Consider the following 24,504-nt stretch of genomic DNA (forward strand, 5'->3'; position numbering starts at 1 on the left):
CAGTCAGGCAACCCGCGTTATCGTTGACGTTCATCGCGAGCAGGCTCGCTCCTAAAGGTGTGTATGGGCAGTCAAAAGGTCGATCAATTGCGCACCCGGCTCTTGTCCGGGTCGTAGAAAATCGCGGCGGTGACCGTGGCGCTGATGCGCTTCTGCAGGCCATCGACTTTGCCGATCTCCAACGCTGTGCCGACATCGGCGCAGGCCACGTCGGCCCGGCACAGCGCGATGTTGCTGCCCAGCAGCGGTGAGCGGCAGGCACTGGTGACGACGCCGACCTGGGCCCGGCCGCGGTACACCGGGTCGCCGTGGTGGGCGCCTTCGTTACCGCTCAGTTGCAGGCCCACCAGTTTGTGAGCGGGATGGGCACTGCGCCGTAACAGGGCGTCGCGACCGATGAAGTCATCGGTTTTGCTTTTTAACGGCACACTAAAACCGATGCCCGCTTCAAAGGGGTCGGTCTGGTCGCTGAACTCGTAGCCGGCAAAAATCAGCCCGGCTTCGATGCGCAGCATGTCCAAAGCCTCCAGACCCAGTGGCACCAGGCCCAGGGGCTGGCCCAGAGCCCAGATCCGGTCCCAGACCTGTTCGGCATCCTCGGGCTGGCACCAGACTTCGTAGCCCAGTTCGCCGGTGTAGCCGGTGCGCGAGACCATCAGCGGGCAACCGTCGTAACCGTCCAGGCGGCCTACAAGAAAACGGAACCAGCCCAGTGTCTCCAGACTCGGCTGGTTGGGCGCGGTCCAGACCATCTGTTTGAGCAACTCGCGGCTCATCGGGCCTTGCACCGCCAGGTTATGGATCTGCTCGCTGGCGGATTTGATCCAGACCTTCATGCCGAGTTTTTGCGCCTGCTCGCGCAGCCACACCCCGGCGTAGTCTTCGCCGCAGATCCAGCGGAAATTGTCCGGGCCCAGGCGCAGCAGGGTACCGTCGTCGAGCATGCCGCCGTGTTCGTGGCACATCGCCGAGTACACCACTTGACCCACCGCCAGACGCCGCACGTCGCGGGTCAGGCAGTACTGCAACAAGGCTTCGGCGTCGGGGCCGATGATTTCGAATTTGCGCAGGGCGGTCAGGTCCATCACCGCCACTCGCTCGCGGCAACCGAGGTATTCCTCGATCGCGCCATAGCCGTCATAGCGCAGCGGCAGCCACCAGTTGCGGTAGTCGGTGAAGCTGCCGGTCAAGGCGCTGGTGCGTGAGTGGAACGCGGACTCACGGGTCAGAATCGGGTCGGCATCAGCCGTGGGTCGAGTGCTCATGGCGATGGAAAAACGCTCCTTTTCGCTGTAGAGGCGGACATGGATATCGGTGGGGTTCCAGCCATTGGCCGGGTCGATGTCATCCGGGCACGAAGTACTGCCGCACACCAAGTCGGTCATGGCGCGCAGCAGCACGTAGTCGCCGGGACGCGACCAGGGTTCGTCCAGGGTCATCTGCTGGTGTGCGTCGATCCCGGTATTGAAGAAAAAATTGATCGCCGGCCAGCCATTGCGGGCCTTGACCCCATGGGACGCGAGCACGCGGCTGAGGTTGTCGCTGCAGTTGTCGTGCCCGAAGTAGCCATGGCTCTCGTAATAGCGCGCGGCACAGGCCAGGGCGAAGGCGTCGTGGCGGCCGACGGTGTCGCGCACCACCTCCAGCATCGGTTGCATCTGCCGGTCGAAAAACTTTGAGAACAATCCCGGTGCCGGGTAGGCGCTGCCGTTCAGGGTGCGGGTCACGGTCTGGTCCAGGTCCAGTTCCAGACCGCGATCCAGTGCCCGTCGATCCAGAGCGACGAAGTCCGAGCACTGGCGGCCGGCGACGTCCAGCACCTGCACATACTGACCTTTGCCAACGGTGTAACTGTGGGCGGTGCCGGCGCCGAGGGTGAACTCGTCGAGCAACTCGCCCAAGGGATCGGGCAACACGGGAAGCAGCAGCGGCGAGGGGTTGGCCCGAGTCACCAGCAGCCGCAGCTCGCTGGGCCGGTATTGCCGGTCAACGGCGGTCGGTCCGTCGGGGGCCGCGACGATCACCAGTAGCTCATCGCTGGCGACGAAGCGGCGGCTGAAGTCGGCAGGGCTGTCCTCGTCCCAGAGTGAGGCGGCGCTGGGCAGCTGTTGGGGATCCATCGCGCGCCGGATCAGGGCCTGGCCAATGCGCCGCGACTGCAAGGTCGGTTTGGCGAGCTGCGCGCTGATGAACCCGCAGTCCGTCGAACCGCTCAGTGCCCAGGCCGCCAGGGCGCTGCGACCGAGCCTATCCACGGCCAGCAATTGGCAAGGTTGCCGGCCTTCGAGGTCGATCACTTGCAGGCTGTCGCCAGGCTGCAACGCGACAAGGGTCAGGCCGCCGGCGGCCACCCGATAACGCTCCAGGGCCGGGGCCCGGGCAAAGAGTCCGGGTTCCCGCGGGCGGGAAACACGAGGTGCGTTCATGGTGAGGCTCCCGGGTCAACCGATCGATTTGACGGACATCGGCGGTTCAGCGAGGTACGCCGCCATGGAGTCGTCAAGGGCATGCAGCCAGGGCGTGTGGTGGGGGGGCGATTGGGTGCCGGTCATCAGCGATCGGTAGGACTTGTCGCGGTAACCCATGATGTCGTGGGCCTTGTCGTGCTTCCAGTGCATGAAGGTGTCGTTGACCGCGGCGATATCGAAGTTCGGGTAGTCGGTGGCGTCCACCAGGTGCTGGATATAGGCCCCCTGGTATTCGAACATCTGCTGGTTGGTTTCAAGCTGCTGTTCACGGGCATGCCATTGCTGGCTATCGGCGGCTCGTTGTGCCTGGTCGGGCAGGGCGATGCGTTGCAGGATCACGTCGCGGGCGTACCAGGCCTGGGCGTCGAACATGTTGAACGAGTACCACTGGTCCTGCATGCCGAGGTAGATCAGTTGCGGGTTGGGCTCCCAGAAAATGCCTTTGTAGAGGTTCATCGGCCATAGCCGATTGTCGGTCTTGAGGCGCAGTTCGTCCGGCAGGAACGGGAAGTGATGTTGGTAGCCGGTGCAGAGGATCACCGCATCGATGTGCTTGTGGGTGCCGTCGATAAAGTACGCGCGGTTTTTTTCCAGGCGCTGCAACAGCGGTTTTTCTTCCCAGTTGGCGGGCCAGTCATAGCCCATGGGCGCGGTGCGATAGCAGCTGGTGATGCTGCGGGCGCCGTACTTGTAGCACTGTGAACCGATGTCTTCGGCGGAATAGCTGCTGCCGATGATCAACAGATCCTTGCCCTTGAACTCCAGCGCCTCGCGGAAATCATGGGCGTGCAGGATGCGCCCGCCGAACTGCTCGAATCCGGGGAAGTACGGCACCTTCGGCGTCGAAAAGTGCCCGCAGGCGTTGATCACATAATCGAACTGTTCCGAGGTCCGGGTATCGCTGCCGTGGTCGTGGGCAACCACCGTGAAGCGGCGAGTCGCTTCGTCAAAGGTGACCTGGCGCACCACATTGTTGAAACGGATGTAGTCGCGAACCCCGGCTTTTTCGACGCGGCCCTTGATGTAGTCCCACAGCACTTCCCGTGGTGGGTAGGAGCCGATGGGGCGGCCAAAATGTTCTTCGAAGGTGTAGTCGGCGAACTCCAGGCATTCCTTCGGGCCGTTCGACCACAGGTAGCGGTACATGCTGCCATGCACCGGTTCGCCGTTCTCGTCCAGGCCGGTGCGCCAGGTGTAATTCCACATGCCCCCCCAGTCTTGCTGTTTTTCATAGCAGACCAGTTCCGGGATGGGCGTTCCCTGGTCCCTGGCCGATTGAAAGGCCCGCAGTTGAGCCATGCCGCAAGGGCCGGCGCCGATGATTGCAACGCGTGTGGTCATGGTCGTATCTCCTGGCTGTTGATCGGAAAAAGGGCTCGCTCAGCGAAAAATCACCGTCTTGTCCTGGTTGATGAACACCCGGTGTTCCAGGTGGTATTTCAGGGCTTTGGAAAGCGCTACGGTTTCGGTGTCGCGGCCGATGGCAACCAGCGAGTCGGGCAGGTGGGTATGGTCGACCCGCTGGATTTCCTGCTCGATGATTGGTCCTTCGTCGAGGTCGCTGGTGACGTAGTGGGCAGTGGCGCCGATCAGCTTCACGCCACGGTCGTAGGCCTGGTGATAGGGTTTGGCACCCTTGAAACCGGGCAGGAACGAGTGATGGATGTTGATAGCCCGGCCGGACAGCTGCTGGCACAGGCCGTCGGACAGAATCTGCATGTAGCGGGCGAGCACCACCAGATCGGTCTGAGTGTCCTCGACGATGCGCATCAACTCGGCTTCCTGGCTGGCCTTGCTGTCCTTGGTGATTGGCAGGTAGATGAAGCGAATGCCTTCGCGTTCGGCCATGGCTCGCAGGTCCAGGTGGTTGGAGACCACTGCGGTGATGTGCATGTCCATCTCGCCTTTGCGGTGGCGGTACAGCAGGTCAGTCAGGCAGTGGTCGAACTTGCTGACCATCAGCAGCACCCGGGTCGGCTGACTGCTGCAGAACAGCTGCCATTGCATGTCGAAGCCGCAGGCCAGGTCGCCCAGATCCTCGCGCAGGGCACCGATATCGCCCTTCACGCCGGTGTTGAAGCGGAACACCGCGCGCATGAAAAATTGCCCGGTGAACTCGTCGTCGAATTGCGCCAGCTCGCTGATGTAGCACTGCTGTCCGGCCAGGCAGGTGGTGATCGCGGCAACGATGCCGGACGCTGCCGGGCAATTGATCTTGAGAATGTAATGTTCGTTGGTAGTGTCCATCGAGAGTCCCCTGGAGACAGTGGTTGGAGGCTCAGCCCTTGGCTGTGCGCTTGGTTTTTTCCGGGTCGTCGAAGGGCAGGGCGTGGGTCACGGCGGCGCTTTCCTGGCTGCCGCGCACCTGCAGGGCAATGCCTGGAATCGAGCAGGCGACGCTCATGCGGGCGATGGCCATGGAGCGTTTGCTCAGGCGTGAGTACATGCCGCAGGTGATCACCCCGACTTGCTGGTTGCCTTGCCACAGGGTGTCGCCGGCTTCAGCGGGACGGACGCCTTCGAGCAACACGCCGGTGATCTTGAAGCGCTCCTGGCCGCGCAACCGGAAGTGCTCGTCGGCGCCACGGAATTCGCGCTTGTCCGGGGAGACGGTGAAATCCAGGCCCATTTCCCACAGCGTGTCGCCCGCCTTCTGATCGGCGAAGGGGTACATCTGCGAGTTGTCGTAGGGGAAAAACATCAGCGAGCTTTCCACCCGCAACCAGTCCAGGGCGGTAAAGGCGCAAGGGATGATGCCCAGGCCCGCGCCCTGTTCGAGGATCGTGTCCCACAGCGCCGGGGCATCGGCGGCCTTGCAGAAAATCTCGTAGCCGCGTTCGCCGGTATAGCCGGTGCGGGAGATCATCACCGGGCGATCGAACAGGCGGGTTTGCAGGTGATGGAAGTAAGGCAGCTGACGGATCCCGGGGACGTGCTCGGCGAGGAAGTCCACCGCCAGCGGCCCTTGCAGCGACAGATCGTGCAGGTCGTCATCGAACAGCACCGCCACTTGCCGGCCCTGGGATGAGCGCACCAGCATTTCGTGGCCGTTGCCGGCACCGTGCACCACCATGAACGCGTTGGGGCCGGTGCGGTAGACGATGCAGTCATCGACGAACTTGCCGTCCTCGTCGAGCATCGAGGCGTACACCGACTTGCCGGGGTAGAGCTTGGCGATGTCGCGGGTGGTGGCCCATTGCAGCAGGCTCTCGGCGTGGGGGCCGACGTAATGGACTTTTTTCAGCCCGGACACATCCATCAGTCCGGCCCGGGTGCGAATCGCCTGATGGTGATCGGCCAGGTCGCTGTCGTAGGTCCAGGCAGTGCCCATGCCGTTCCAGTCTTCGAGGTTCGAGCCGAGAGCGCGGTGCCGTTCGGCCAGTGCAGAAATACGCCATGAATGCGTCATGTGAAGATCCTTGTCGGTGAAAGTGGGTCAGGGTTCAGGCCGGGTCGAAGCGGCTCAACCACTCGACCAGGGTCTGTCGGTAGCGGCTCATGCCCTTGTAGTCGGCGATCGGCTCGGGCAGGTCGCGCAGCACACGGTGCAGGCGGCAACCCCAGCCGGGCTGGGTGACCAGCTCCTGCAGGCTGATCAGGTAGGTGCGGATGCTGAACATCACCGCGTTGCTGCGCGGCAGACGGGCCATCACTTGCAGCTCCACGCGCAGATGCACCTGTTGCCCGACGTTCTCGGCGGTGATGCGGCCGCGGTCGGCGCCCCATTCATGGAACGTCTCGGGGGAGGAGTCCAGGCGCGGGTTGATGGTCAGCGTCCAGTTCAGACGCCGCACCGGCTGCCCCGTTTGCAGGTTGAGCAGGTATTTCAGCGCGCGGTCGAAGATGCCCATTTGGTGGGCCATGGGCACTGGCGAATGCCACTGTTTGAAACTCATGCCGGCGTCGAAGGCCAGGGACCAGTCGGCGGGGCTGGTGACCAGGCCGGCGTCCATGTACAGATCGCCGTCGCGTTGATCGAGCAGGGCGAAATCCCCCTGCACCTGTCGGCCGATGAACTCCAGCGGCTCGCAGGGCAGGCTGGTGGCATCACCGAACACAAAGTGCTGATCGATGTTCAGCAGCGTGTTGCGCCAATGCCAGTGATCACCTTCACGCTCCAGGGAGAACCACTGCGGATAATCCACGGCCAGGTGCTCCATGAGCATCTGCAGCGCATCCCAGGCCGCCACTTGCATGTGCGGCAGCACCAGGTAGCGGCGCGGATCCTTGTCCAGCACCAGGGCGCGTTCGGCCATTTCCGAGCGGTAGTGTTCGTCGATGTCGAACCCGTGCTGGTAAACCGAGCCGGGATCCCGGGAGGTCGCCGGTTCGATGTTCACCGAATACAGGTAGCTGTCCTCGGTGAAGGGGAAAGGAAAACGCCGGATGGCGGCGGGGCTGTTGCGAAAGCTGAAATCGTCTCGATAGCTCTGCACGGGGCTTGATTGAATGGTCATGGTCGACTCCTAAAGATCCAGCGAAACGCAAGGGCCGCCGCGGGAGACACAGGGCATGAGAAAGTCAGCCTGCTCGGCGGGGCTCAGGAAACTGTCGCGGTGTTCGATGTCGCCGCCCACGTGACGGGTCATGCACTGGCCGCAGACCCCGCCGCGGCACAGGTTGGGGATCTGCAGCCCGGCGGATTCCAGGGCTTCGAGCAGGCTTTGTTCGGCGCCGACCCGCAGGCGCCGACCGCTGCGCAGCAGTTCCAGATCGAAGGGTTGGCCCGGTTGTGCGGCATTGAAGGCTTCCCAGTGCACCCGGCCGGGCGGCCAGCCGAGTGCCTTGGCCTGTTGCCGAACCGCGTCGAGCAACGGTTGCGGGCCGCAGGTGTAAAGGTGGCTGCCCAGCGGTCGATCACGCAGGATCCGGCGCAGGTCCGGGCGGCTGGCGTAGGTGTGCAGGCGCGACCCCAACCGCTGTTGCAACGCCTCGACATAGGCATCGCTCAGGCCCGGACGACAGAGGTAGTGCAATTCGAAGTCGGCCTTGCGTTGTTCCAGGGCCGCGATGTAGGCCATGAACGGCGTGATGCCGATGCCGCCGGCGATCAGGATGTGCAGGCTGGCGGTCGAGTGCAGGGCGAACAGATTGGCCGGTGGCGAAATCTGCAGCGTGTCCCCGACCCGGACCTGCCGATGCAGGTACTGCGAGCCGCCGCGGGAGGTCTCCTGCAGGCGTACGGCGATGCGGTAATGCTGGTTGTCCGCCGGGTCGCTGGTGAGTGAATAGGCATTGCGCAGCTTGCCCTCGGCCAGTGGCAGGTGAACCTGTACATGACTGCCGGGGGAGAACGCCGGCAGGGGCCCGGAGCACGCTTGCAGGGTGAATTCGCGCACCACTGGGGTCAGCATTCTCGCCGCGCTGACCCGCACTTCGATTACGGCGCTCATGACCGGACTCCGGCATAAGGCTGGTCGGGGTTGGTGCAAACGCCGAGGTACGCCCCCAGGCGGCGGGAAAAGTGCTCCCGGACTTCCAGCCTTACATCGCAACCGATGCAGATCAGCAGCGACTCCGCCCCGGTGGCCTGGGTCAGGCCGCAGTGCACGCAATACACCAGGCGCGCACCGGCAATCGTGCGGGTGATGTCGATCTCGTCATTTTCCAGTCCGGCGCTGCGGGCCTCGCCGTGGATGCGCCAGATAAAGGCCTCGTCGCCCATGATGTAGAGATGGCTGCCGACCGTGGCGCTGACCAGCACCTGTTGCAGGCGGCGGGAAAAGTCGGCGTTCTCGCCATTCAGCACCAAGGGCTGTTCCAGTTCCCCGACAACGGGCGAGCAGGCGGCCGCCGATTGCATGACCACGATGTGTCGGGTGACGCTTGAACGAGGCAGCGGCGGGCGATAGCGCGGGAGGCTGTGAAGTCGGTCCGGGGCGGCGCTGTGTCTATCCGTCATGTGGGCTTTCCTGGCTGTTCCGCGCCTGTCGAAGGGCGAGAAAGGTGGCGTTGGATCGGGAATTTGTTTCCTGGTGGGGAAGATACTTTCCTATGGGGAAAATCTTCTCAATCCGGAAAAAGGGCTATGCCTTTGGAGATAAGCCTTGCGCAACGCCAGTTCGGGGCATGGAAGTTGCTCGTCTTCGCTCAGGGCTGAGTAACCGGACGGGGAGTTATCGATGGTGCGAACACGACCGCAGTGGTGGCCGCTCTGGCTGGGGCGTATTCGCCCCGAACAGGCACGCAGCGTGCGCAAACTGCTGGCCGGATTGCCCTTGTGCCAGGTGCACGCTGACGGTGCCTTGTCGGGTTTTCTGGATCGTTTCGAAGCATTGTTGCCGACCTGCAAACTGAATCTGATCCTGGGCGGCGAAGACCTGGGGCCGGCACGGCGCGGATTGCTCGAGGGCTGTCAGGACGTTGCGCGTTGCCCTTGGCGTGACTCGGCACTGCCTGATGGGGCTCAGGCCTGTGGCCCTTGCCGGCAACGGGGCGTACATCGCCTGCTGTGTGCCTTGCCGCACAGCGACGATTCGAGCAAAGGGGTGTTGTTGCTCGATACCCCACAACCGGTCCATGCAAGCTGGCGCCAGCTGCTGGAAGAGGCGGCGCAGGCGATCGGCGTCACCGTGCGCTTGCGCTGCTACACCCGTGAACAACAGCGCAAACAGGCTACGTCCCGGCACGGCGCCCTGGCCCGTGAGCTGCACGACTCGGTGGCTCAGCAGTTGGGTTACCTGTCGTATCAGGCGCGTTGGCTGCAGTCGAAGTTGGGCGAGCCTGCGCAGGCCTTCGCCGCGTTGCAGGAACTGTGCGGCGGCTTGAGTCAGCTGCAGCGCCAGGTGCGCGAGCTGATCACCAGCGCTCGTCTGACCATGGATGGGCGTTCGCTGCGCCAGGCATTGGCCGACTCTGTCGCCGAGTTTTCGCGGCGCTGCATCATCGTTTTCGAACTGGACAATCGCCTGACCGATGACGCTTTGAGCCCGGAAACCGAATTGCAGATTCTGCAGATCATTCGCGAGGCACTGGCCAACGCGGTGCGCCATTCCCATGCGCGGCATGTGCGCATCGAGTTGCGGCAAAACCAGGACGGCGATGTCTCTGTGACGGTGGAGGACGACGGCATCGGCCTGAGCCCTGCATCGGGGGAGGACAACCATTTCGGCCTGGCGATTATCCGCGAACGCGCCGCGAGCATCGGCGCCCGGCTGAGCATTGAGGCGATCCGCCCGCACGGGGTTCGCGTACACCTCGGCCTTTGCCATCACCAAGACCTGCCACAGGGGAGTTTCGATGGACTGCACGACCTTATTACTGATCGATGATCACCCGCTGTTTCGCAAGGGCCTGGCGCAGTTGTTCGGCGCCAGTGACGACTTCGAGGTGGTGGGGCAGGCCGCCAGCGGCCGCGAAGGCATCAACCTGGCGGTGAGCCTGGCACCGCAGCAGGTCTTGCTGGATCTGCACATGCCTGGCTTGAGCGGTTTGCAGGTGCTCGATGAACTGCGTCAGTTGCGCCTCGATTGCCAGGTGGTGGTGCTCACTGCGTCGATGGATCGCGCCGAGCTGTTGACCGCCCTGCGCCTGGGGGCCAGCGGTTACGTGCTCAAGGAAACCGAGCCCGATGCCTTGCTGGCCTACATGCGCAATTGCCACAAGGGCGCGATTGTCCTGGATTCGACCCTGATTGCCCTGTTGGCCGATCAGGACGAATCGTTGCACCGCCCCGCGCAGGATGCCGATCCTCTGGACACCGGCAACCTTACTGAACGCGAGGGCCAGACCCTGGCCCTGATTGTCGCCGGCATGAGCAACAAACAGATCGGTCGGGAACTGGGGATCAGCGATGGCACGGTCAAGATCTATGTGCGCAATCTGTTGCAGAAGCTCGGCCAGCACTCGCGTCTGGAGCTGGCGGCGTGGGTACACAACGGCGCGTCGGTGAGACACGAGGAGCGGCATTAGATGATGGAACGGCCAGAGGCATTTGTGCAGGCACCGTCCTTGCACCTGATGGATCGCTTTCCGGCGGCGTTGCTCGAACTGCGCGATAACGGGCAGATCGCCCACTTCAACCTGGCGTGGGTCGAGCTGATGGACAGGCCGGGTCCGGAGCGCAACCTCATCGATTATGTGCACCATGAGGACCGTTCGTTGTGGCGTCAGGCCTTGCATGAACTGCGTCGGCGCCCCGAGACTTCCTTCAGCCAGCGGTTGCGCTTTGTTCACCCCTCGGGGGAGCTGCGTTGGTTTGACGTCAGCCTCAAGCGCGACACTCAGGGTTTTTATCTTGTGGCTGGGGACATTACCGCGCACAAACGCCGCGAGATTGCCTTGCAGGCCAGTCAGCGCAGCAGCATGAGTTTGCTGGACAGCATGCCGGGGCTGATCTATCGCGGCCGCAACAATCGCGATTGGACCATGGAATTCGTCAGTGCCGGTTGCTTGCAACTGACCGGGTATCCACCGGAGCGGCTGGTGGACAACCATGAGTTCACCTACAACAGCCTGATCCTGGCGCAGGATGCCGATTACGTCTGGCGTGAGGTGCAATATGCCCTGTCGCGGCAGGAGCCATTCGAACTCAACTACCGGATTCGTTGCGCCGATCGGTCGATCAAGCACGTCTGGGAAAAGGGCGTGGGGATCTATGCCGACACGCGTGAAGTGCTGGGAATCGAGGGGGCGATTTTCGAGCGTAATACCGACCAGGAACCGGGGCGTTGAACGCAGGTTTGCGGTGTGGCCCTCGGCGTTTGGGCGACGCTGTTTCGGAGTAACATGTGGCCCAACGCAAATTGCCAGAGGGAACGGTATGTCTTCGATCATCAAGCCGATTGGTGCTGCTGACACCAATCAGGCAGCTGCAGCGTTGTGTGAGTTGTGGCCGAAATACTCTCCGGCGGAGATTACCTCCAGGATCGACGAGATGCTTCGCCCCAATGGCTACAACCTGATCGGCTTGTGGGAAGAAGGCCAGGCGTCGGCCGTTTGCGTATTGGGCTACAGGATTCAATATTCACTGTGGCTGGGGAAGTCGCTCTACATCGTGGACATTGCAACCCTGCCTCAAAGTCGCGGCAAGGGTTACGCCTCGCGATTGTTGGCTTGGGCTGAAGAGGAGGCTGCGCGTCAGGGGTGCGCGGCAGTGCATCTTGACTCCGGGGTTGGTATGGATAGAGCGGCTGCTCATCGTCTCTACATGCAACGCCATTACCAGATCGCCTGCCATCACTTCCTGAAGCGCCTGGATTGATGCGAATGATCTTGCGAAGGATGACTTGAGGGCGCAGGGTCAGGATCGTCTGGCAGAGACATGGCGTTCCTCCATAGCGAGTGCAACCATAGTCCGGGAGGGCGGCTGGTGCGTGAGTGGATCGCAGGCAAAGAAAAGCCCGGCGCGAAGTCGGGCTTTTCTGTTTGGGGTCAAATCCTTTTGTATGCTCAATCTGCGCTCAATTCTGTGAGCGTTTCGTGAAAAGCAAGTTGCCGAAATGAAAAAAGCCCGACACTTGGTCGGGCTCTTTGTAGATGGGCCAAATCCCTTTGGCTGCCTGCATTGTGCGGGTCAGGTGTGACGAAGGCGTGACAGGGCGGATGTGAAAAGCCCGGTGCCGGAACGGGCTCTTTGATGACGGGGTCGGGTTGATTATCGATTAAAGCGCTCGACCAATGAGTGCTGGGTGGACGCAGTTCTGGTCAGTTCTTTGCTCAGGCCCGCCGACTGGTGCGCTTGTTCCGAGGTTTGATCAGCCAGGTGGGCGATGGTTGTGATGTTGCGGCTGATTTCCTCGGCAACGGCGGTTTGCTCTTCAGTGGCGCCGGCAATCTGCGTGGTCATCTCGGTGATGTGAGCAACCGCTTCACTGATACCCACCAAGGCCTTGTCTGCCTCAAGCACCCAAGTCACGCCTTCTTCGGCCTGACGCTGACCACGCTGCATGGATTGCACAGCGTTATTGGACGACGCCTGGAGCTTGGTAATCAGGTCATGGATCTGGGTGGTGGATTGCGAGGTGCGCTGTGCCAGCTGACGGACTTCATCGGCCACTACTGCGAATCCCCGGCCCATGTCGCCGGCACGTGCCGCCTCGATGGCGGCATTGAGTGCCAACAGGTTGGTCTGATCGGCGATACCTTTGATCACGTCAACGACGGTCCCGATTTCGTTGCTGTCCTTGGCCAATTGCGCAACCGTCAGCCCGGTTTCACCGACGACAGTGGAGAGGCGCTCGATGGCCTCGCGGGTGTCTCGGGCCACATCGCGGCCGCGACCCGTGAGCAAATTGGCTTGTTGGGTGGCATCCGCCGTGCGCTGGACGTGGCTGGCGACTTCCTGGGTGGTCGCTGCCATCTGGTTAACGGCCGCAGACACCTGCTCGGTTTCGACGCGCTGGCGATCAAGGCCGTTTGAGCTGTCAGTGGCCAGCAGATCAGATTGTCCAGCCAGCGCACTGAGTTGCTCGGCGGTGTCCTGCAGGCGCGTCAGGCAAGTCTTCAGTCGCGCGGCCTGACTGACGAAGGCCGTCTCCAGACGGGCTTGTGGTCCGCGCGCATTGCTGTACATCTGAGCGATCAGTGAGTCGGAGGTCGAGGGCTCGGCCATCTGTAACAGGCGCAGAGTTCCCCGAGTCTGCCAGCGCGAAGAGAGCAAACCGATCGGCACGGCAATGCCTGTGGCCACGGCTATTGACACGGGGGCGCTGAAGAACAAACCGCTCAAGGAGCCCGCCAAACCCATGGCGACATAGGGCAGACAGTCCAATAGAGCGGGCAGCCAGCTGTCCTGCCGAGGGATGGCCGGCTTTCCCTGACTGATGCGCTTATAGAGGGATTCAGCACGGCGGACCTGATCAGCCGTCGGCTTGACCCTGACCGATTCAAAGCCGACTACCTGGCTGCCTTCAAATATTGGAGTGACGTATGCGTTGACCCAGTAGTGATCGCCATTTCTGGAGCGATTTTTGACGATACCCATCCACGGGCGGCCTTGTTTGAGGGCACCCCACATGTGGGCAAATACGGCAGGGGGGACGTCAGGATGACGGACGATATTTTGCGGGGCACCAATCAGATCGGCTTTATCAAAACCACTGACTTCTACGAAAGCGTCATTGCAATACGTAATGACGCCTCGAACATCTGTTGTCGAAATAAGCTTCTGTTGAGGTGCGAGTGAAATCTCGCGCTGTGTTACAGGCTGATTATTTCTCATTCCGACTGCTCCTTGGTTCCTTTGAGAGGCCATCGACTAGTACGTGAACAAGATTAGTGTCTTTTTCTAAAAATATTTTTTATAAAAATGAGTTGCATTCGTGTTGTCTGGCTTTTTTGGATCTGTATTGCTTGTTTGGATAGGCTCTTGATTTTAATTGGGAAAATTCGTCTGTGGCTCAAAAAAAACGCGACGTTTTTAACGTGTACGCGTTTATCTTGGCTAGCGGCTTGTCACTTCGGCAGGGCGGGCAGTCAGCCCGTGCGGGTTCACTCCCTCAGCCTTTCGTCAGCCTGGTGTTTTCGCAGGAGTGGTCGGCCCATTAATGGCTTTGATTTCGTTGAAAGTTTGGCGAATTGCGGCCAGAAAGTGCAACTGGATAGTCATACCTGAAAGAAGCCCGGCCACTGCGTCGGGTTTTTTATGGGGGCTCCATTCCCTGACTATTCTCAATTGACCGGAAATGGCAGAGTGAATTTACCTATGAAGCGGAATTGGAATTACATCAAGGCACTTCTTGAGCAAGTCGAACAGGCAAATAGAAAGGGAATTCTTCAAGAGCATGCTCTGAACGTAGCGCTTGGTCACGACACTCATGACCAGGCCAAAAAGGAGCAGGCCACCCATGCACTCCAGCTCATCGTCAAGGAAGCATTCGTGGAGAGCACCGTGGACGCCTCAGGCGTCGAGACTTTGATCTCGCTCACATGGCGAGGCCATGACCTGCTGGATGATATGAGAGCGAACGTCGCCAAGTACGAGTTCAAGCACTTTCATTAAGTCTTCGCTTGCCAAGCCCCGCCATCAAGCGGGGTTTTTTGTGCCTGCGATTTCCCAAATCCCTCTAAGCTTCTGGTTGACCCACTCATCAATGGCGCGCGCGCATTGCGGGTGGAAGGCCCTCAATTGGAGGCGGTTATCCAGCCACGCATTCAGTTCGTAAAGTGCCACACGCACCGCGCGAGGGTAGTCCTCCAGAGCGGCAAGCAAGCGCTGCCGGGCGCTTTCAGTTGGCTCAATATCTCTGGTCTGAATGTATTGAGTGATGAAGCGCTCGATGCAGCAGAACTCTGATGATGACAGATGGATCATGCTGAGATTTGTTGAGCGTGTGCCGTTAGCTGGAGCGAACATCCATGATTCCTTGCTTGTGCATGCGGAGACTTAAAGCTCGTTATTCGGGGTGTTTGTAGTGGGGTGGAGGAAAAGGCGGGGCGGATGATACTTATTTCCATGCGTCGTGTACGTATATCAACACGCCATCATCGACGAACGGCGTAAGACTTTAGTCTTGTCATTCAAGGTGAGTTGCCGCAGTTAACGAACAGGTATTGGCTGCGGTTTTCCATCGGCTTCTGCCCAACCGGGAAGGCCTGGCACCGCGCAATGAAGCGGATGAATGTCACCGGTTCTCCCTACCCAAAGTCGGACGGCTGGCGTTTTATGGCCTGGCCGACTATCTGGGTGAGGTCGTCGAAAAAGCGGATGGCTTGACGGTGAGCGCCGCGATTGACCACGGTGCGGAACGGTGCCCGAACATCATGCTCGGGCACACCACTGACTGACGTGTTGTCGAGTGCCGGGTAAAGGTCCTTGATAAAAGGGCGTTGCAGTTCGGCATTGCCATCCCGACAGCCAAGCCTTGACCAGAGGACGGTGGCAGGCGGTGTCGGTGTCCAATGGCCTGTTCAATAACGTGCTGCTCCCGCAGGTCAGGTCGCTGCCGGCAACGTGCTTACTTCAAACTCTTGAGATAAGCGATGAGGTGCTGACGACTCTGCGCATCGGGCTGCCCCGGGAACATCATCATGTTGCCCGGCAGCAAGCTGGCAGGGTTTGTCAGCCACTTGTCCAGGTTGGCGTCATTCCACTGCAGCTTGGCGCCTTGCAGGGCGGCGGAATAGGTAAAAGCCGGTGCCTGGGCGCTGGCGCGATTGAACACGCCGTGCAGGCTCGGCCCCATCAGGTTCTTACCCGCTTCGGGGCTGTGACAGAAACCGCATTGAGTACTGAAAAGGGCCTGGCCCTGAGCGACGTCGCCCTGGGCTTGCGTCAAAGGGGTTGCCAGCAGCAGGGCGCTGGCAACGAGCAGTTGTACGTGGGTCATTTCGTTTCCTACAAATAGCAAAGCCCCGCCAAGACAGGCCTGGCGGGGCCTCAAGAGCAATCAGAATGAATTGGCGAGGTCGATGCCCGACTTGCCTGGTGCCAGAATGTTGTTCGGGTCCAGCGCACGTTTGATGGCATGTTCAAGTTTGCGTTTGACAGGGCCGTAGCTCTGCGCAACCCGATCCTGGAATGCTGTGTTGACGCGGTATACGGCGTAGCCTTCCTTCTCGAATACATCGAGCAGTTCGGCAAAGCAGGCGTTAGCGCGTTTGGTCTCTTCCGGGTTGGAGCGGTCATACAACACGTCGATGACGTGGTGCATGTCGCGCCAGCCGACGATGAACTCGCCGACATAGTCCAGACCGTGCTTGTTGAGGGTCTTCTTGGCCAGCGCCTGCTGTTTGTCGCACTCGCTGCCTCGGGCCTGGCTCACCGGTGCGAACCACATCGAGCCGCCGCCGCCACGCCAGTTGTACAGGCCAAATTCCTGCAGGTTAGGTACCCCGGACATCAACTGGGCGCGGTACTTGAACGGCTGGGTGTCGCCGGCCTCTTCCTGGGTGACGATTCGCCCCTTGCCCAGTTGCTTCAGGGCTCCAGTGACGATTTTCCAGTTGACGTCGACCTGCTCCTGGGTGCCGTACAGCGCCGCATAGACGTTCCAGGCGCCGAGATTCTTGTCTTTCTGAATTTGCTTGAGGATCGCGTCAGAGGTCGCGCCCGGCTCGGTGGTGTAGTCGGAGCGGCGGGTGTTGCAGGTGGATGCCTCCCAGAGTACGCCTGCAATGACGACCGAGTTCGGAATGACTTGGGCGATACGCAGTGGGCGGATGAATTCGACGATTTCGGCGATGTCCGATTCGTTCTCGAACTTGATCTCGAACGGTTTGAATACCGGCGGTTTCGGCATCAGCCAGAACCCCATTTTCGTGCAGATACCGTAGTTGGCTTGGGTGAACATTCCGTCCAGCGTCGGGCCATAGCCCCACTTGAATACCTGCCAGGCATTGTCACCTTTCACTCCGCCCATGCCGGTTCGGTAAACATCGCCGTTAGCCAGCACGACTTCCATGCCGCACTGCATCAGAAAGTGTTCGCCATAGGGTGTGTAACCCACGCCACGATCCATGGTGTTGCCCAGCGGGCCGGCGATAGCCGAGGGTGCAGAGAACGACAGCATCAACGGCAGTTGGTGTTCCTGGATGTAGTCGTACAGCTGCTGATAGGTCACCCCCGGCTCTACCAGGGCGGTACACAGTTCCGGGTCGACGTGGAGGATTTTGTTCATTTTCTTCAGGTCAAGTATGACCTGACCTCGCTGGCCTGGCGCCGCCGAGCCGTATCCGAAGTTACGACCCGTGGAGATGGTCCACACCGGGATTTTGTGTTCGTTGCAGATCTTCACCACCCCTTGCACCTGTTCGACGGTGGTGGCGGTGACAGCGGCAGACGGCGTGTGCTCGGCATTGTCCACGGCGATCATGATCTTGCTGTACGGGATCAGTTGATCATCTTTGGTCAGGACGTTTTCATCGCCCAGCAATTTGCGAAACTTGGCCATTGCTTGCTCGAAGTTTGCGCTGTTGACGCCGCGCGGGAGCAGGGGCTTGTTGTTTTTCTCAGTCATTTGGTTAGCTCCTTCAAGCCTCGATCGAAAACGAAACGAAATTGCCGGTCAGCGGCGATGGGCGGCTGGCGACCAGTGGCGCTTGGCCTGTGTTGGCGGTGCCCAGGGCGGCGAGGGTGTATCCCAGCGTGGCTGCCCATTGCTCGGAACCGGCGTTGTTGCGTGCGGCCGCGGACACTTGCAGCGGCGCCTGTTGGCCATGCAGGCGGTATTCGCTGAGGCTGAAGCCTGTGCCGCAGGCGTTCAAATTCAGGCCCAGCTGCGGGGCGCAGCCGCTGGCGGCCTCGGCGCTGAGCAGGTGGTGCTGCGAGGCATTGGTCGTGGCGCGGTGCTGGCCGATCCACTGCACGCGAGCACCAGCGCTTCGCGCCAGGTCAATGATCAGTGCGGCACTGGCATCGTCGACCAGGCCGATGATGCGTTGTGGTTGACCACTGCGCAGGCGTTTATCCAGGCCGAGCATGAAGCTCAGACCGAGGTCGGTACGCTGTACCTTGACTTGCCCGCCTGCCGGGCTGGCGCTAATCCCCTGAAGGAAGGCCGATTCGGCGACTTCGCCGCTGACCAGGGCCAGGGTCGGCAGAACCGGATGGGCCTGACTGCCCAATACACTGTTGGCCATGGTCAGACCCGAGCTGCTCATGGCCACACCGGCCAGGCCGCCCAAGGCCATGCCCTTGAGCAGTACACGACGTTCTATGTTCATGCCTGACTCCTCAAGGTTTGGCCGCGGGGGCGGAGGTTTTGGAAATGTATTCGGCCACTTGTTGCAGCGAGTTGTCGTCGATGAACGAGGCGGGGAAGGCCGGCATGGCACGGAAGCCGTGGCGTACGATCGCAGTGATGTACTGCGGTGGCAGTTGGCGGCCGGTGATTTGCGGGCCGACCTTGTTTTCGTGGCAGTGGCCACACACCTTGGCGTAGACGTTTTCGCCGCCTTTCCAGACGCCGTCGCCATCGGCCGCTGCATTACCAGCCAGCAGGATAAACGGCAGGGTGAAGCAGGCAGCAAGGGTCCGTTTCACAGCAGGGCTGTTGAGGAGTGAGGGCATTTCGTACTCCATATTCTTATTGGTAGGTTGGTTCATGGAAGGCCGGATTCGGGTCAGAACGGATACGGTCTCGGGGCGTGTTGCAGGGTGATCCAGTGGTCGGTGGTGAACTCGTCAATGGCCCAGTCGCCGTTGAAGCGGCCAAGGCCGGAATTCTTTTCACCGCCGAAAGGTGCATTGGGTTCGTCGTTGACCGGGATGTCGTTGACGTGGGTCATGCCGGCGTGAATGCGTTGGGCGAATTGCACGCCGCGTTCCAGGCTGGAGGTGAACACGGCGCTCGACAGTCCATATTCACTGCGATTGGCCAGTTCCAGGGCATGCTCGGAATCGCGGGCGGATTGAATCCCGACCAGAGGGCCGAAGATTTCTTCACGGGCGATCTCCATGTCGGCAGTGACCTGGCCGAACACGTGAGGCGGCAAGACGTTGCCCTGGGCTTCCCCGCCAACCAGCAACGTGGCGCCTTCGGCCTTGGCGGTGGCGATCTTCTCCTGGAGGCCAGCCAGTTGCTTGCTGTTGATCACGGGGCCGATCACGGTCTCGGCTTTGCTCGGGTCGCCGTAAGGCAGGGCTTTGACGCGCTCGACAAAGCGCTGGGTGAAGGTTTCCAGCAGCGGCTGCTCAACGATGATGCGGTTGATCGCCATGCAGATCTGACCCTGATGAAGGAACTTGCCGACCACAGCGGCGTTAACGGCTTGTTCGATGTCGGCATCGGCCAGGACCACGAACGGGCTGTTGCCTCCCAGCTCGAGGGCGACATGCTTGAGGTGCTCGCCGCCGCTGGCGATTCGGCCGATATTGCGGCCGACCTGGGTCGAGCCGGTGAAGGAAATGAACGCCGGTACCGGGTGCTCGACGAAGGCGTCGCCGATTTCCGCGCCGGAACCGACCACCACGCTGAGTACGCCTGCTGGCAGGCCGGCTTCCTCGAAGATGCGCGCGAGCAGCAGGCCGCCGGTGACGGGGGTGTCACTGGCCGGTTTGACCACCACGGCATTACCCAACGCCAGGGCGGGTGCCAGGGAACGGGCGGTCAGGTGCAGGGGGAAGTTCCACGGGCTGATCACACCGATCACGCCCAGCGGCGTACGGTAAACGCGGCTTTCCTTGCCCGGGATGTTGGACGCAATGATGCGCCCATGCACGCGGCTTGGCAGGCTCGCCGACTCCAGGGTGATGGCGCGGGCGGCGCCCCATTCGATTTGCGCCTTGATGCGCGTGCTGCCGGACTCGCGGATGATCCAGTCGATGATTTCTTCGCGACGCTCGTCGAAGATCTTCACCGCGTTGAGCAGCACCTGGCCACGCTCGGCCGGCCCCTTGGCAGCCCAATGGGCCTGGGTCTCGCGTGCCTTGCGGTAGGCCTCGTCGAGGTCATCGCGATTGGCCAGTGTGATCTGCAACAAGCTTTTCTGGGTGAAGGGGTCGAATACGTCCAGTGGACGACCGGCGCTGCCGGCGCGCCATTGTCCGGCGAGGGGCTGCAGTTCAAGGTTTTGATAGGCAAGACGAGTAACGGTCATGGAGTTTTCTCTCTTATTGGTGCGAAAGGGCATCGATCAGGGGCGCCGCCGATGATCGAAGACTTTTGCGGTTTATCGTGGCAGGAACCCGGGGATGCTCCGGCTCAGCCATGAGGCCGACGCGAGCAGGCGGCCTGGCTCATCACCTGCGGATAACAACTATCGTGCCAAGCATCGATTCGATGATTAATGTTCAATAAAATCAAATGCTTAGTCATATTTGTGATGACCGTGGCAAGTTCGTGGGCCGACGTTACAGTCGCCAGCGCGGAATTTTATGAAGAGGATGCTGCAGGCCGCTGAAAGCTCAACGCCCGGTGTTTTTCGGTTTTTATCTGTGCGGTTATCGGACAAATGTGGGGTCGCATGGCAGGTGGTCCGTCGTTGACGGATTGACCGTACGGGTTGTCCGGGCATACTTGAAACTTTACTTCCCTGCCGCCTGTTGACCCTATGACTCCTAATAACAATAGCCGTCCTGCCGATGAGGAATTCCTCAAGCAGATGCTCGGCAAACAAAAGCGCTATATCGTTGACCGGGCCAGCCAGTTTGGTGCCAGCGGTCTGCCTTCGGCCGAGCAATTGGCTGAAACGGTGGCTTTCGCACCCCAGGAAGGAAGCATCTGGTTATGTGGCCAGCGGGTGATGCTGCTGCAGGGCTCTGCCTTCGGCGCCATTCGCCGCGAACTGATCGATGCGCTGGGCTTCGACAAGGCACGCGGCCTGTTGACCCGCATTGGTTGGCAGGCTGGAGCACGCGACGCCGCCCAGGTCAGCGAACAATGGCCGGAAGGTGATCACGCCAGTCTGTACAGCGCCGGCCCGCGACTGCACATGCTCGAAGGCATGGTCAATGTCGAGGTGGTGCGCTTCGAGATCGACTCGGGTATCGGTCACTTCTATTCCGAATTTCTCTGGCACAACTCGCTCGAAGACGACGAACACATTGCCGCCTACGGCCTGGGGGGCGAACCGGCCTGCTGGATGGAGATCGGTTATGCGAGTGGTTATGCGTCGTCGCTGCTCGGTCGCCTGGTGGTGTTTCGCGAGCTGGAATGCCGTTCGATGGGGCATAAAGCCTGTCGCATCGTCGGCAAGCCGGCCGAACAGTGGGACGATATCGACGTTGACCTGGCGTATCTGGATCCGGGCGACTTTCTCAGTCGCAGCACTTACACCTCGGGCGTTGAGACCACCGTTGCCAAACTGGAAGAGCCTGGAGACGGCAAACCGTTGGTGGGTATTTCGGCTGCGTTTGTCGCGGCAAGCCAATTGCTGCAACGTGTCGCGCCGACGCAGGCGACGGTGTTGTTGATCGGGGAGTCGGGCGTCGGAAAAGAGCTATTCGCCCGAACGCTGTACCAATCGAGTTCCCGGCAGCATATGCCGCTTGTGGCGCTCAACTGCGCGGCCTTGCCGGAGAATCTGGTGGAGGCCGAATTGTTCGGTGTCGAGCGGGGGGGCTTCACTGGCGCCGAGCGTTCGCGGCCCGGGCGTTTCGAGCGAGCCCATGGCGGGACGTTGTTCCTCGACGAAATTGCGACCTTGAGCCTCAGTGCGCAGAGCAAGATTTTGCGAGCCCTGCAGGAAGGTGAGATCGAGCGGGTCGGTGGTACGGCGCCGATCCGCGTGGATGTACGGATTATCGCGGCGACTAACCTGGATCTGCGTCGCGAGGTTGAGGCCGGGCGTTTTCGTGAAGACCTGTTCTACCGACTGAATGTTTTTCCCATTCATCTGCCACCGTTGCGGGAACGTCGCGAAGATATCCCGTTGCTGATGAGTTATTTTCTGCGCCATTTCAGCTTGCGCCATGGGCGTAAGCTGGCGGGGTTCAGCACGCGGCTGGTCAACGCGCTGCTCACTTATCGGTTTCCCGGCAATATTCGTGAGCTGCAGAACCTGATTGAACGCGGTGTGATTGCCGCCGGTGACGGTGAGGTGATCGACATGGTGCATCTGGCCGAGGCTGGAGCGCCGTTGATGGCGACGGCCATCGGCCTGACCCCTCAAGGGCGCTTGTCTGCCGTTCAGCATGAGGCGGCGGATGAAGTGCCGACAGCCGTGCAATCAACGGAAGAAGAGGGTGGCGCAGACGCGCTTCGCGAGCCCGTTCTGGAGAGTTTGCAGGCCTTCGTTTCCGGACGCCAACGGGTGTTGAATATGTCCCTGGAAGAAATCGAGCTGCGCCTGGTACGCCTGGCGCTCGAGCGCTCGGGGGGGAACATCACCGCGGCGGCACAAATGCTCGGCATGAGTCGCGCGCAGGTCAGTTATCGCCTCAAGGGGAGCTAGGGCCGAAACCGGCAAGCGGGCAATGCAACGCCCCATGATCTGATGGTCATGGGGCGTTGTCATGGGTGGCGTCGGGGTAGGCTCAGAGCGGGATCGTGAATTTCAGCCAATAGGTCTGGCCATCGGCACGGTTGCGTACACCGGATTCATCTTGCCATTTGGCGCTGAGAAACCAGCCATCCTTGCTGGCGTACTGGATGGCCGGGCCGACGGAGAAGGAGCTGCCGCGGTTGCCGTCAGCGGCATCGACAGCGGCTGCGGCGGCGCAATGAGCGGCGCTGCACTGGTCATCGCTCACTTGTTTGTAGGCGTGGCCACCGATGCCCAGTACCCAGCCATTGCCCAGGCCCCAACCAAGGGTGTAGTCGGCATGAAGCTCGCGGCCGGACTGGTAGTGGGTGTCCTGGTTTTCGAAGTTGTAATCGTACATCAGGCGCACATCGGCGTTGAAACCCGCGGGGTCCATGTAGGTCATGGCATATACCGCTTGTACGGTGTAGTAGTTAGTGCCGAGGTTGACCAGGTCGTTCTTGTCATACTCGCCGCCGGTCGGCACCACGAAGTCGACACCCATGGCGGTGTGGAACTTGTCGCTGTGGTGGAACCCGATCACCGGACCCAGGTGAGCATCGCCCAGGCCGCGCTTGTGGTCGTGCGGGCCGTTCTTGATGTTCAGCCGTATGTCATTGAGCGGTAGCAGTGCGTGGAAGCCGAGGTCGCCACCGAGTACTTTCTGGTCGGTGACCCAGACAAACCGTGGCACCAGCGTCGTGACGCGCAGGTCGATGTCGGCCGCTTTGTTGCCCGCGTTATCGCGCAAGGTGTCGGCCATATAGTTGCCGACGAACAGCTGCCCGTAGGTACCCGGTGGCGGCAGAACCCCCATGCCGTAGATTTCGATACCCATTGGCCAGGAGGAGACACCGCCTTCGGTAGCCTGAACCAGTGATGTGCTGCCGGCCAGGAGCAGGCCAGCGCCGAAGGCAAGGGAAGTGCAGTGAGTGAGTGTTTGACGCATGAGAAGTCCAGCCTTTTTATTGTTGTGAACGATGCGGGATATGAATTCCCGCAAGGTCGCTTCTCAACTATCGTGCCAACTCCAATTATTAATTATTGTGTTTAAAATCAATGATTTACGAATTAATTGATGCGATTGAAATCTCTTCTTCCGACGCGGTCGGCGGTTTTTGTTAAGAGAATTCGGCTGGCCGCGGAAAGTTCGAATGTTCAGGTATCGCTGTCGCCATGCCTGGCCGCATGGCGGAAGGCATTCGGAGTCTGGCCACTGAGGCGGCGAAAAAAGCGCGAGAAGTAGGTGGGGTCGCTGAAGCCGAGATGATCGGACAGATGGCTGATACTCATGTTGGTATAAATCAAGCTTCGTTTGGCTTCCAGCATCACACGCTGGTGAATCATTTGCAGCGCCGTTTGCCCTGTCAGTTCCCGGCACAAGGTATTGAGGTGCACATTGGAGAGCCCGATGCGATGAGCAAAGGTATCGACGCAAAGGTGCTCGCGGTAATGCTGCTCTATCAACCTGATGAAATGGCCAAGCATGTGCTGATTGCGCTCGCCTAGGTTGCGTGGTGAGGTCTTCATTTGTCGTTGTCGACTGATCCAGACCATCAGTACGCTGACCAACGAGTGCAGTTGCAGGTCACGGGACGGCGCGCTGTTCAGGTATTCGTGGTGGAGTGCGGTGAACAGGGGCGTCAGATAGCGGCGCTCGCGTCCGACCGGGTAACAACCCGTTGAGGCTAAAACAGTCAGGGGGGCGCCCATTTGCTCCTCCAGCCGGGCGACCAGTGGAGCACTCAGGGTCAGGACGTAGCCTTCGATGTTTTCTGAGAAATGAAAGCCATGCACCGTCATGGGCGGGACGACCTGAATGGCCGCTTCCAGCACATCACTGCGCTTGCCCTCGATCTCGACCACGGCCTGTCCGCGCTGGACATATAGCAGCTGAAACAGGTCGGCATGGCGGTGTGGCTTGATCTCCCAATGATGCAGGCTGCTACGTTTGGGAATGGACTCACAGTGCAGCAAGTCAGACGTTGGCCACGTCTGGCTTTCGCCGTACAGCTTAAATACGGGGATGTTGGGGAGACCTGTTTTCATTGTTCAACCGACCTGCCGGGAGTTAATGCGAGGAGGTAGTTCGTTAATCGATAATCGAACAGAATTACTAAAAGTGCAATTTCTCGTGGGGTTTATCCCCTGTTTTTCGAAAATTTGTCAGTAAAAATGCAAGGGAAGAACAAAT

Annotated in this window: 22 protein-coding genes and 2 pseudogenes; 6 read left to right on the forward strand and 18 right to left on the reverse strand. The window is 60.6% G+C overall.

Annotated elements, in window-relative coordinates:
- Positions 1-83: 83 nt before the first annotated feature.
- The 7 genes from ACX3YF_RS19245 to ACX3YF_RS19275 are packed head-to-tail and all read right to left on the reverse strand — an operon-like array spanning position 84 to position 8,370.
- Positions 84-2,426: a DUF1989 domain-containing protein gene (locus tag ACX3YF_RS19245; protein WP_458974106.1), complete on the reverse strand. Its 2,343-nt coding sequence runs from the start codon at positions 2,424-2,426 to the stop codon at positions 84-86.
- A 15-nt stretch (positions 2,427-2,441) separates the two neighbouring features.
- Positions 2,442-3,809 (reverse strand): NAD(P)-binding domain-containing protein, encoded by a 1,368-nt coding sequence (locus ACX3YF_RS19250; protein ID WP_130207771.1) that lies wholly within the window; start codon positions 3,807-3,809, stop codon positions 2,442-2,444.
- A 39-nt stretch (positions 3,810-3,848) separates the two neighbouring features.
- Positions 3,849-4,715 (reverse strand): formyltetrahydrofolate deformylase, encoded by an 867-nt coding sequence (gene purU, locus ACX3YF_RS19255; protein ID WP_130207773.1) that lies wholly within the window; start codon positions 4,713-4,715, stop codon positions 3,849-3,851.
- A gap of 31 nt (positions 4,716-4,746) precedes the next feature.
- Positions 4,747-5,877, reverse strand: a complete 1,131-nt coding sequence (locus tag ACX3YF_RS19260) for an aminomethyltransferase family protein (RefSeq protein WP_130207775.1) — start codon at positions 5,875-5,877, stop codon at positions 4,747-4,749.
- 34 nt (positions 5,878-5,911) lie between these two features.
- Positions 5,912-6,925, reverse strand: coding sequence for a heme-dependent oxidative N-demethylase family protein (locus tag ACX3YF_RS19265; RefSeq protein ID WP_448647039.1), 1,014 nt, complete (start codon positions 6,923-6,925; stop codon positions 5,912-5,914).
- A gap of 9 nt (positions 6,926-6,934) precedes the next feature.
- On the reverse strand, positions 6,935-7,861 hold the full coding sequence (locus ACX3YF_RS19270) for a PDR/VanB family oxidoreductase (RefSeq protein WP_458974107.1): 927 nt from the start codon (positions 7,859-7,861) through the stop codon (positions 6,935-6,937).
- Positions 7,858-8,370, reverse strand: coding sequence for a dimethylamine monooxygenase subunit DmmA family protein (locus ACX3YF_RS19275; RefSeq protein ID WP_458944786.1), 513 nt, complete (start codon positions 8,368-8,370; stop codon positions 7,858-7,860). The genes ACX3YF_RS19270 and ACX3YF_RS19275 overlap by 4 nt, the downstream gene beginning before the upstream one ends.
- Positions 8,371-8,590: 220 nt before the next feature.
- On the opposite strand from ACX3YF_RS19275, the gene ACX3YF_RS19280 reads away from it, so the two are divergent.
- From ACX3YF_RS19280 to ACX3YF_RS19295, 4 genes are all read left to right on the forward strand, one after another.
- Positions 8,591-9,739: a sensor histidine kinase gene (locus ACX3YF_RS19280; RefSeq protein WP_458974108.1), complete on the forward strand. Its 1,149-nt coding sequence runs from the start codon at positions 8,591-8,593 to the stop codon at positions 9,737-9,739.
- Positions 9,708-10,379: a response regulator gene (locus tag ACX3YF_RS19285; protein ID WP_047530823.1), complete on the forward strand. Its 672-nt coding sequence runs from the start codon at positions 9,708-9,710 to the stop codon at positions 10,377-10,379. Before ACX3YF_RS19280 ends, ACX3YF_RS19285 begins: the two co-directional genes overlap by 32 nt.
- The gene (locus ACX3YF_RS19290; protein WP_448647035.1) at positions 10,380-11,141 is read left to right on the forward strand and encodes a PAS domain-containing protein; all 762 of its coding nucleotides are present in this window, start codon (positions 10,380-10,382) and stop codon (positions 11,139-11,141) included. It begins immediately after the preceding gene.
- 88 nt (positions 11,142-11,229) lie between these two features.
- Positions 11,230-11,670, forward strand: coding sequence for a GNAT family N-acetyltransferase (locus ACX3YF_RS19295; protein ID WP_458974109.1), 441 nt, complete (start codon positions 11,230-11,232; stop codon positions 11,668-11,670).
- Between the two features lie 393 nt (positions 11,671-12,063).
- Here the strand turns inward: ACX3YF_RS19295 and ACX3YF_RS19300 are convergent, their stop codons facing one another.
- Both ACX3YF_RS19300 and ACX3YF_RS19305 read right to left on the reverse strand, forming a co-directional pair.
- Positions 12,064-13,155, reverse strand: a complete 1,092-nt coding sequence (locus tag ACX3YF_RS19300; protein WP_458974850.1) for a methyl-accepting chemotaxis protein — start codon at positions 13,153-13,155, stop codon at positions 12,064-12,066.
- 198 nt (positions 13,156-13,353) lie between these two features.
- Positions 13,354-13,662: pseudogene (locus tag ACX3YF_RS19305) on the reverse strand (PAS domain-containing protein); the annotation flags it as partial.
- 450 nt (positions 13,663-14,112) lie between these two features.
- Here ACX3YF_RS19305 and ACX3YF_RS19310 point away from each other — a divergent pair.
- Positions 14,113-14,409, forward strand: coding sequence for a DUF2513 domain-containing protein (locus ACX3YF_RS19310; RefSeq protein WP_242070484.1), 297 nt, complete (start codon positions 14,113-14,115; stop codon positions 14,407-14,409).
- Between the two features lie 24 nt (positions 14,410-14,433).
- Here ACX3YF_RS19310 and ACX3YF_RS19315 read toward each other — a convergent pair whose 3' ends face one another.
- The 7 genes and pseudogenes from ACX3YF_RS19315 to pchA form a co-directional block, all read right to left on the reverse strand.
- Positions 14,434-14,763 (reverse strand): hypothetical protein, encoded by a 330-nt coding sequence (locus ACX3YF_RS19315; RefSeq protein WP_130207791.1) that lies wholly within the window; start codon positions 14,761-14,763, stop codon positions 14,434-14,436.
- Positions 14,764-15,059: 296 nt separating this feature from the next.
- Positions 15,060-15,260, reverse strand: a pseudogene (locus ACX3YF_RS19320) (site-specific integrase); the annotation flags it as partial.
- Between the two features lie 104 nt (positions 15,261-15,364).
- Positions 15,365-15,736, reverse strand: a complete 372-nt coding sequence (locus ACX3YF_RS19325; protein ID WP_130207793.1) for a c-type cytochrome — start codon at positions 15,734-15,736, stop codon at positions 15,365-15,367.
- A 60-nt stretch (positions 15,737-15,796) separates the two neighbouring features.
- Positions 15,797-17,365, reverse strand: coding sequence for an FAD-binding oxidoreductase (locus ACX3YF_RS19330; protein WP_288101029.1), 1,569 nt, complete (start codon positions 17,363-17,365; stop codon positions 15,797-15,799).
- A 13-nt stretch (positions 17,366-17,378) separates the two neighbouring features.
- Positions 17,379-18,071 carry a hypothetical protein gene (locus tag ACX3YF_RS19335; protein WP_448647033.1) on the reverse strand — a complete coding sequence of 231 codons (693 nt, stop codon included), beginning with the start codon at positions 18,069-18,071 and terminating at the stop codon, positions 17,379-17,381.
- A gap of 10 nt (positions 18,072-18,081) precedes the next feature.
- Positions 18,082-18,417, reverse strand: coding sequence for a c-type cytochrome (locus ACX3YF_RS19340; protein ID WP_130207799.1), 336 nt, complete (start codon positions 18,415-18,417; stop codon positions 18,082-18,084).
- Positions 18,418-18,470: 53 nt separating this feature from the next.
- The gene (gene pchA / locus ACX3YF_RS19345) at positions 18,471-19,946 is read right to left on the reverse strand and encodes a 4-hydroxybenzaldehyde dehydrogenase (RefSeq protein ID WP_288101027.1); all 1,476 of its coding nucleotides are present in this window, start codon (positions 19,944-19,946) and stop codon (positions 18,471-18,473) included.
- A 453-nt stretch (positions 19,947-20,399) separates the two neighbouring features.
- Between pchA and ACX3YF_RS19350 the strand changes: the two genes are divergently transcribed.
- Positions 20,400-22,241, forward strand: a complete 1,842-nt coding sequence (locus ACX3YF_RS19350; RefSeq protein ID WP_448647936.1) for a sigma 54-interacting transcriptional regulator — start codon at positions 20,400-20,402, stop codon at positions 22,239-22,241.
- 82 nt (positions 22,242-22,323) lie between these two features.
- Here ACX3YF_RS19350 and ACX3YF_RS19355 read toward each other — a convergent pair whose 3' ends face one another.
- Positions 22,324-23,259 (reverse strand): SphA family protein, encoded by a 936-nt coding sequence (locus tag ACX3YF_RS19355; RefSeq protein ID WP_198131712.1) that lies wholly within the window; start codon positions 23,257-23,259, stop codon positions 22,324-22,326.
- A gap of 209 nt (positions 23,260-23,468) precedes the next feature.
- Complete coding sequence (locus ACX3YF_RS19360) at positions 23,469-24,359, reverse strand: helix-turn-helix domain-containing protein (RefSeq protein WP_130207807.1); 891 nt, start codon at positions 24,357-24,359, stop codon at positions 23,469-23,471.
- Positions 24,360-24,504 lie beyond the last annotated feature (145 nt).

This window comes from Pseudomonas fluorescens group sp. PF-69 (genome assembly GCF_054481235.1).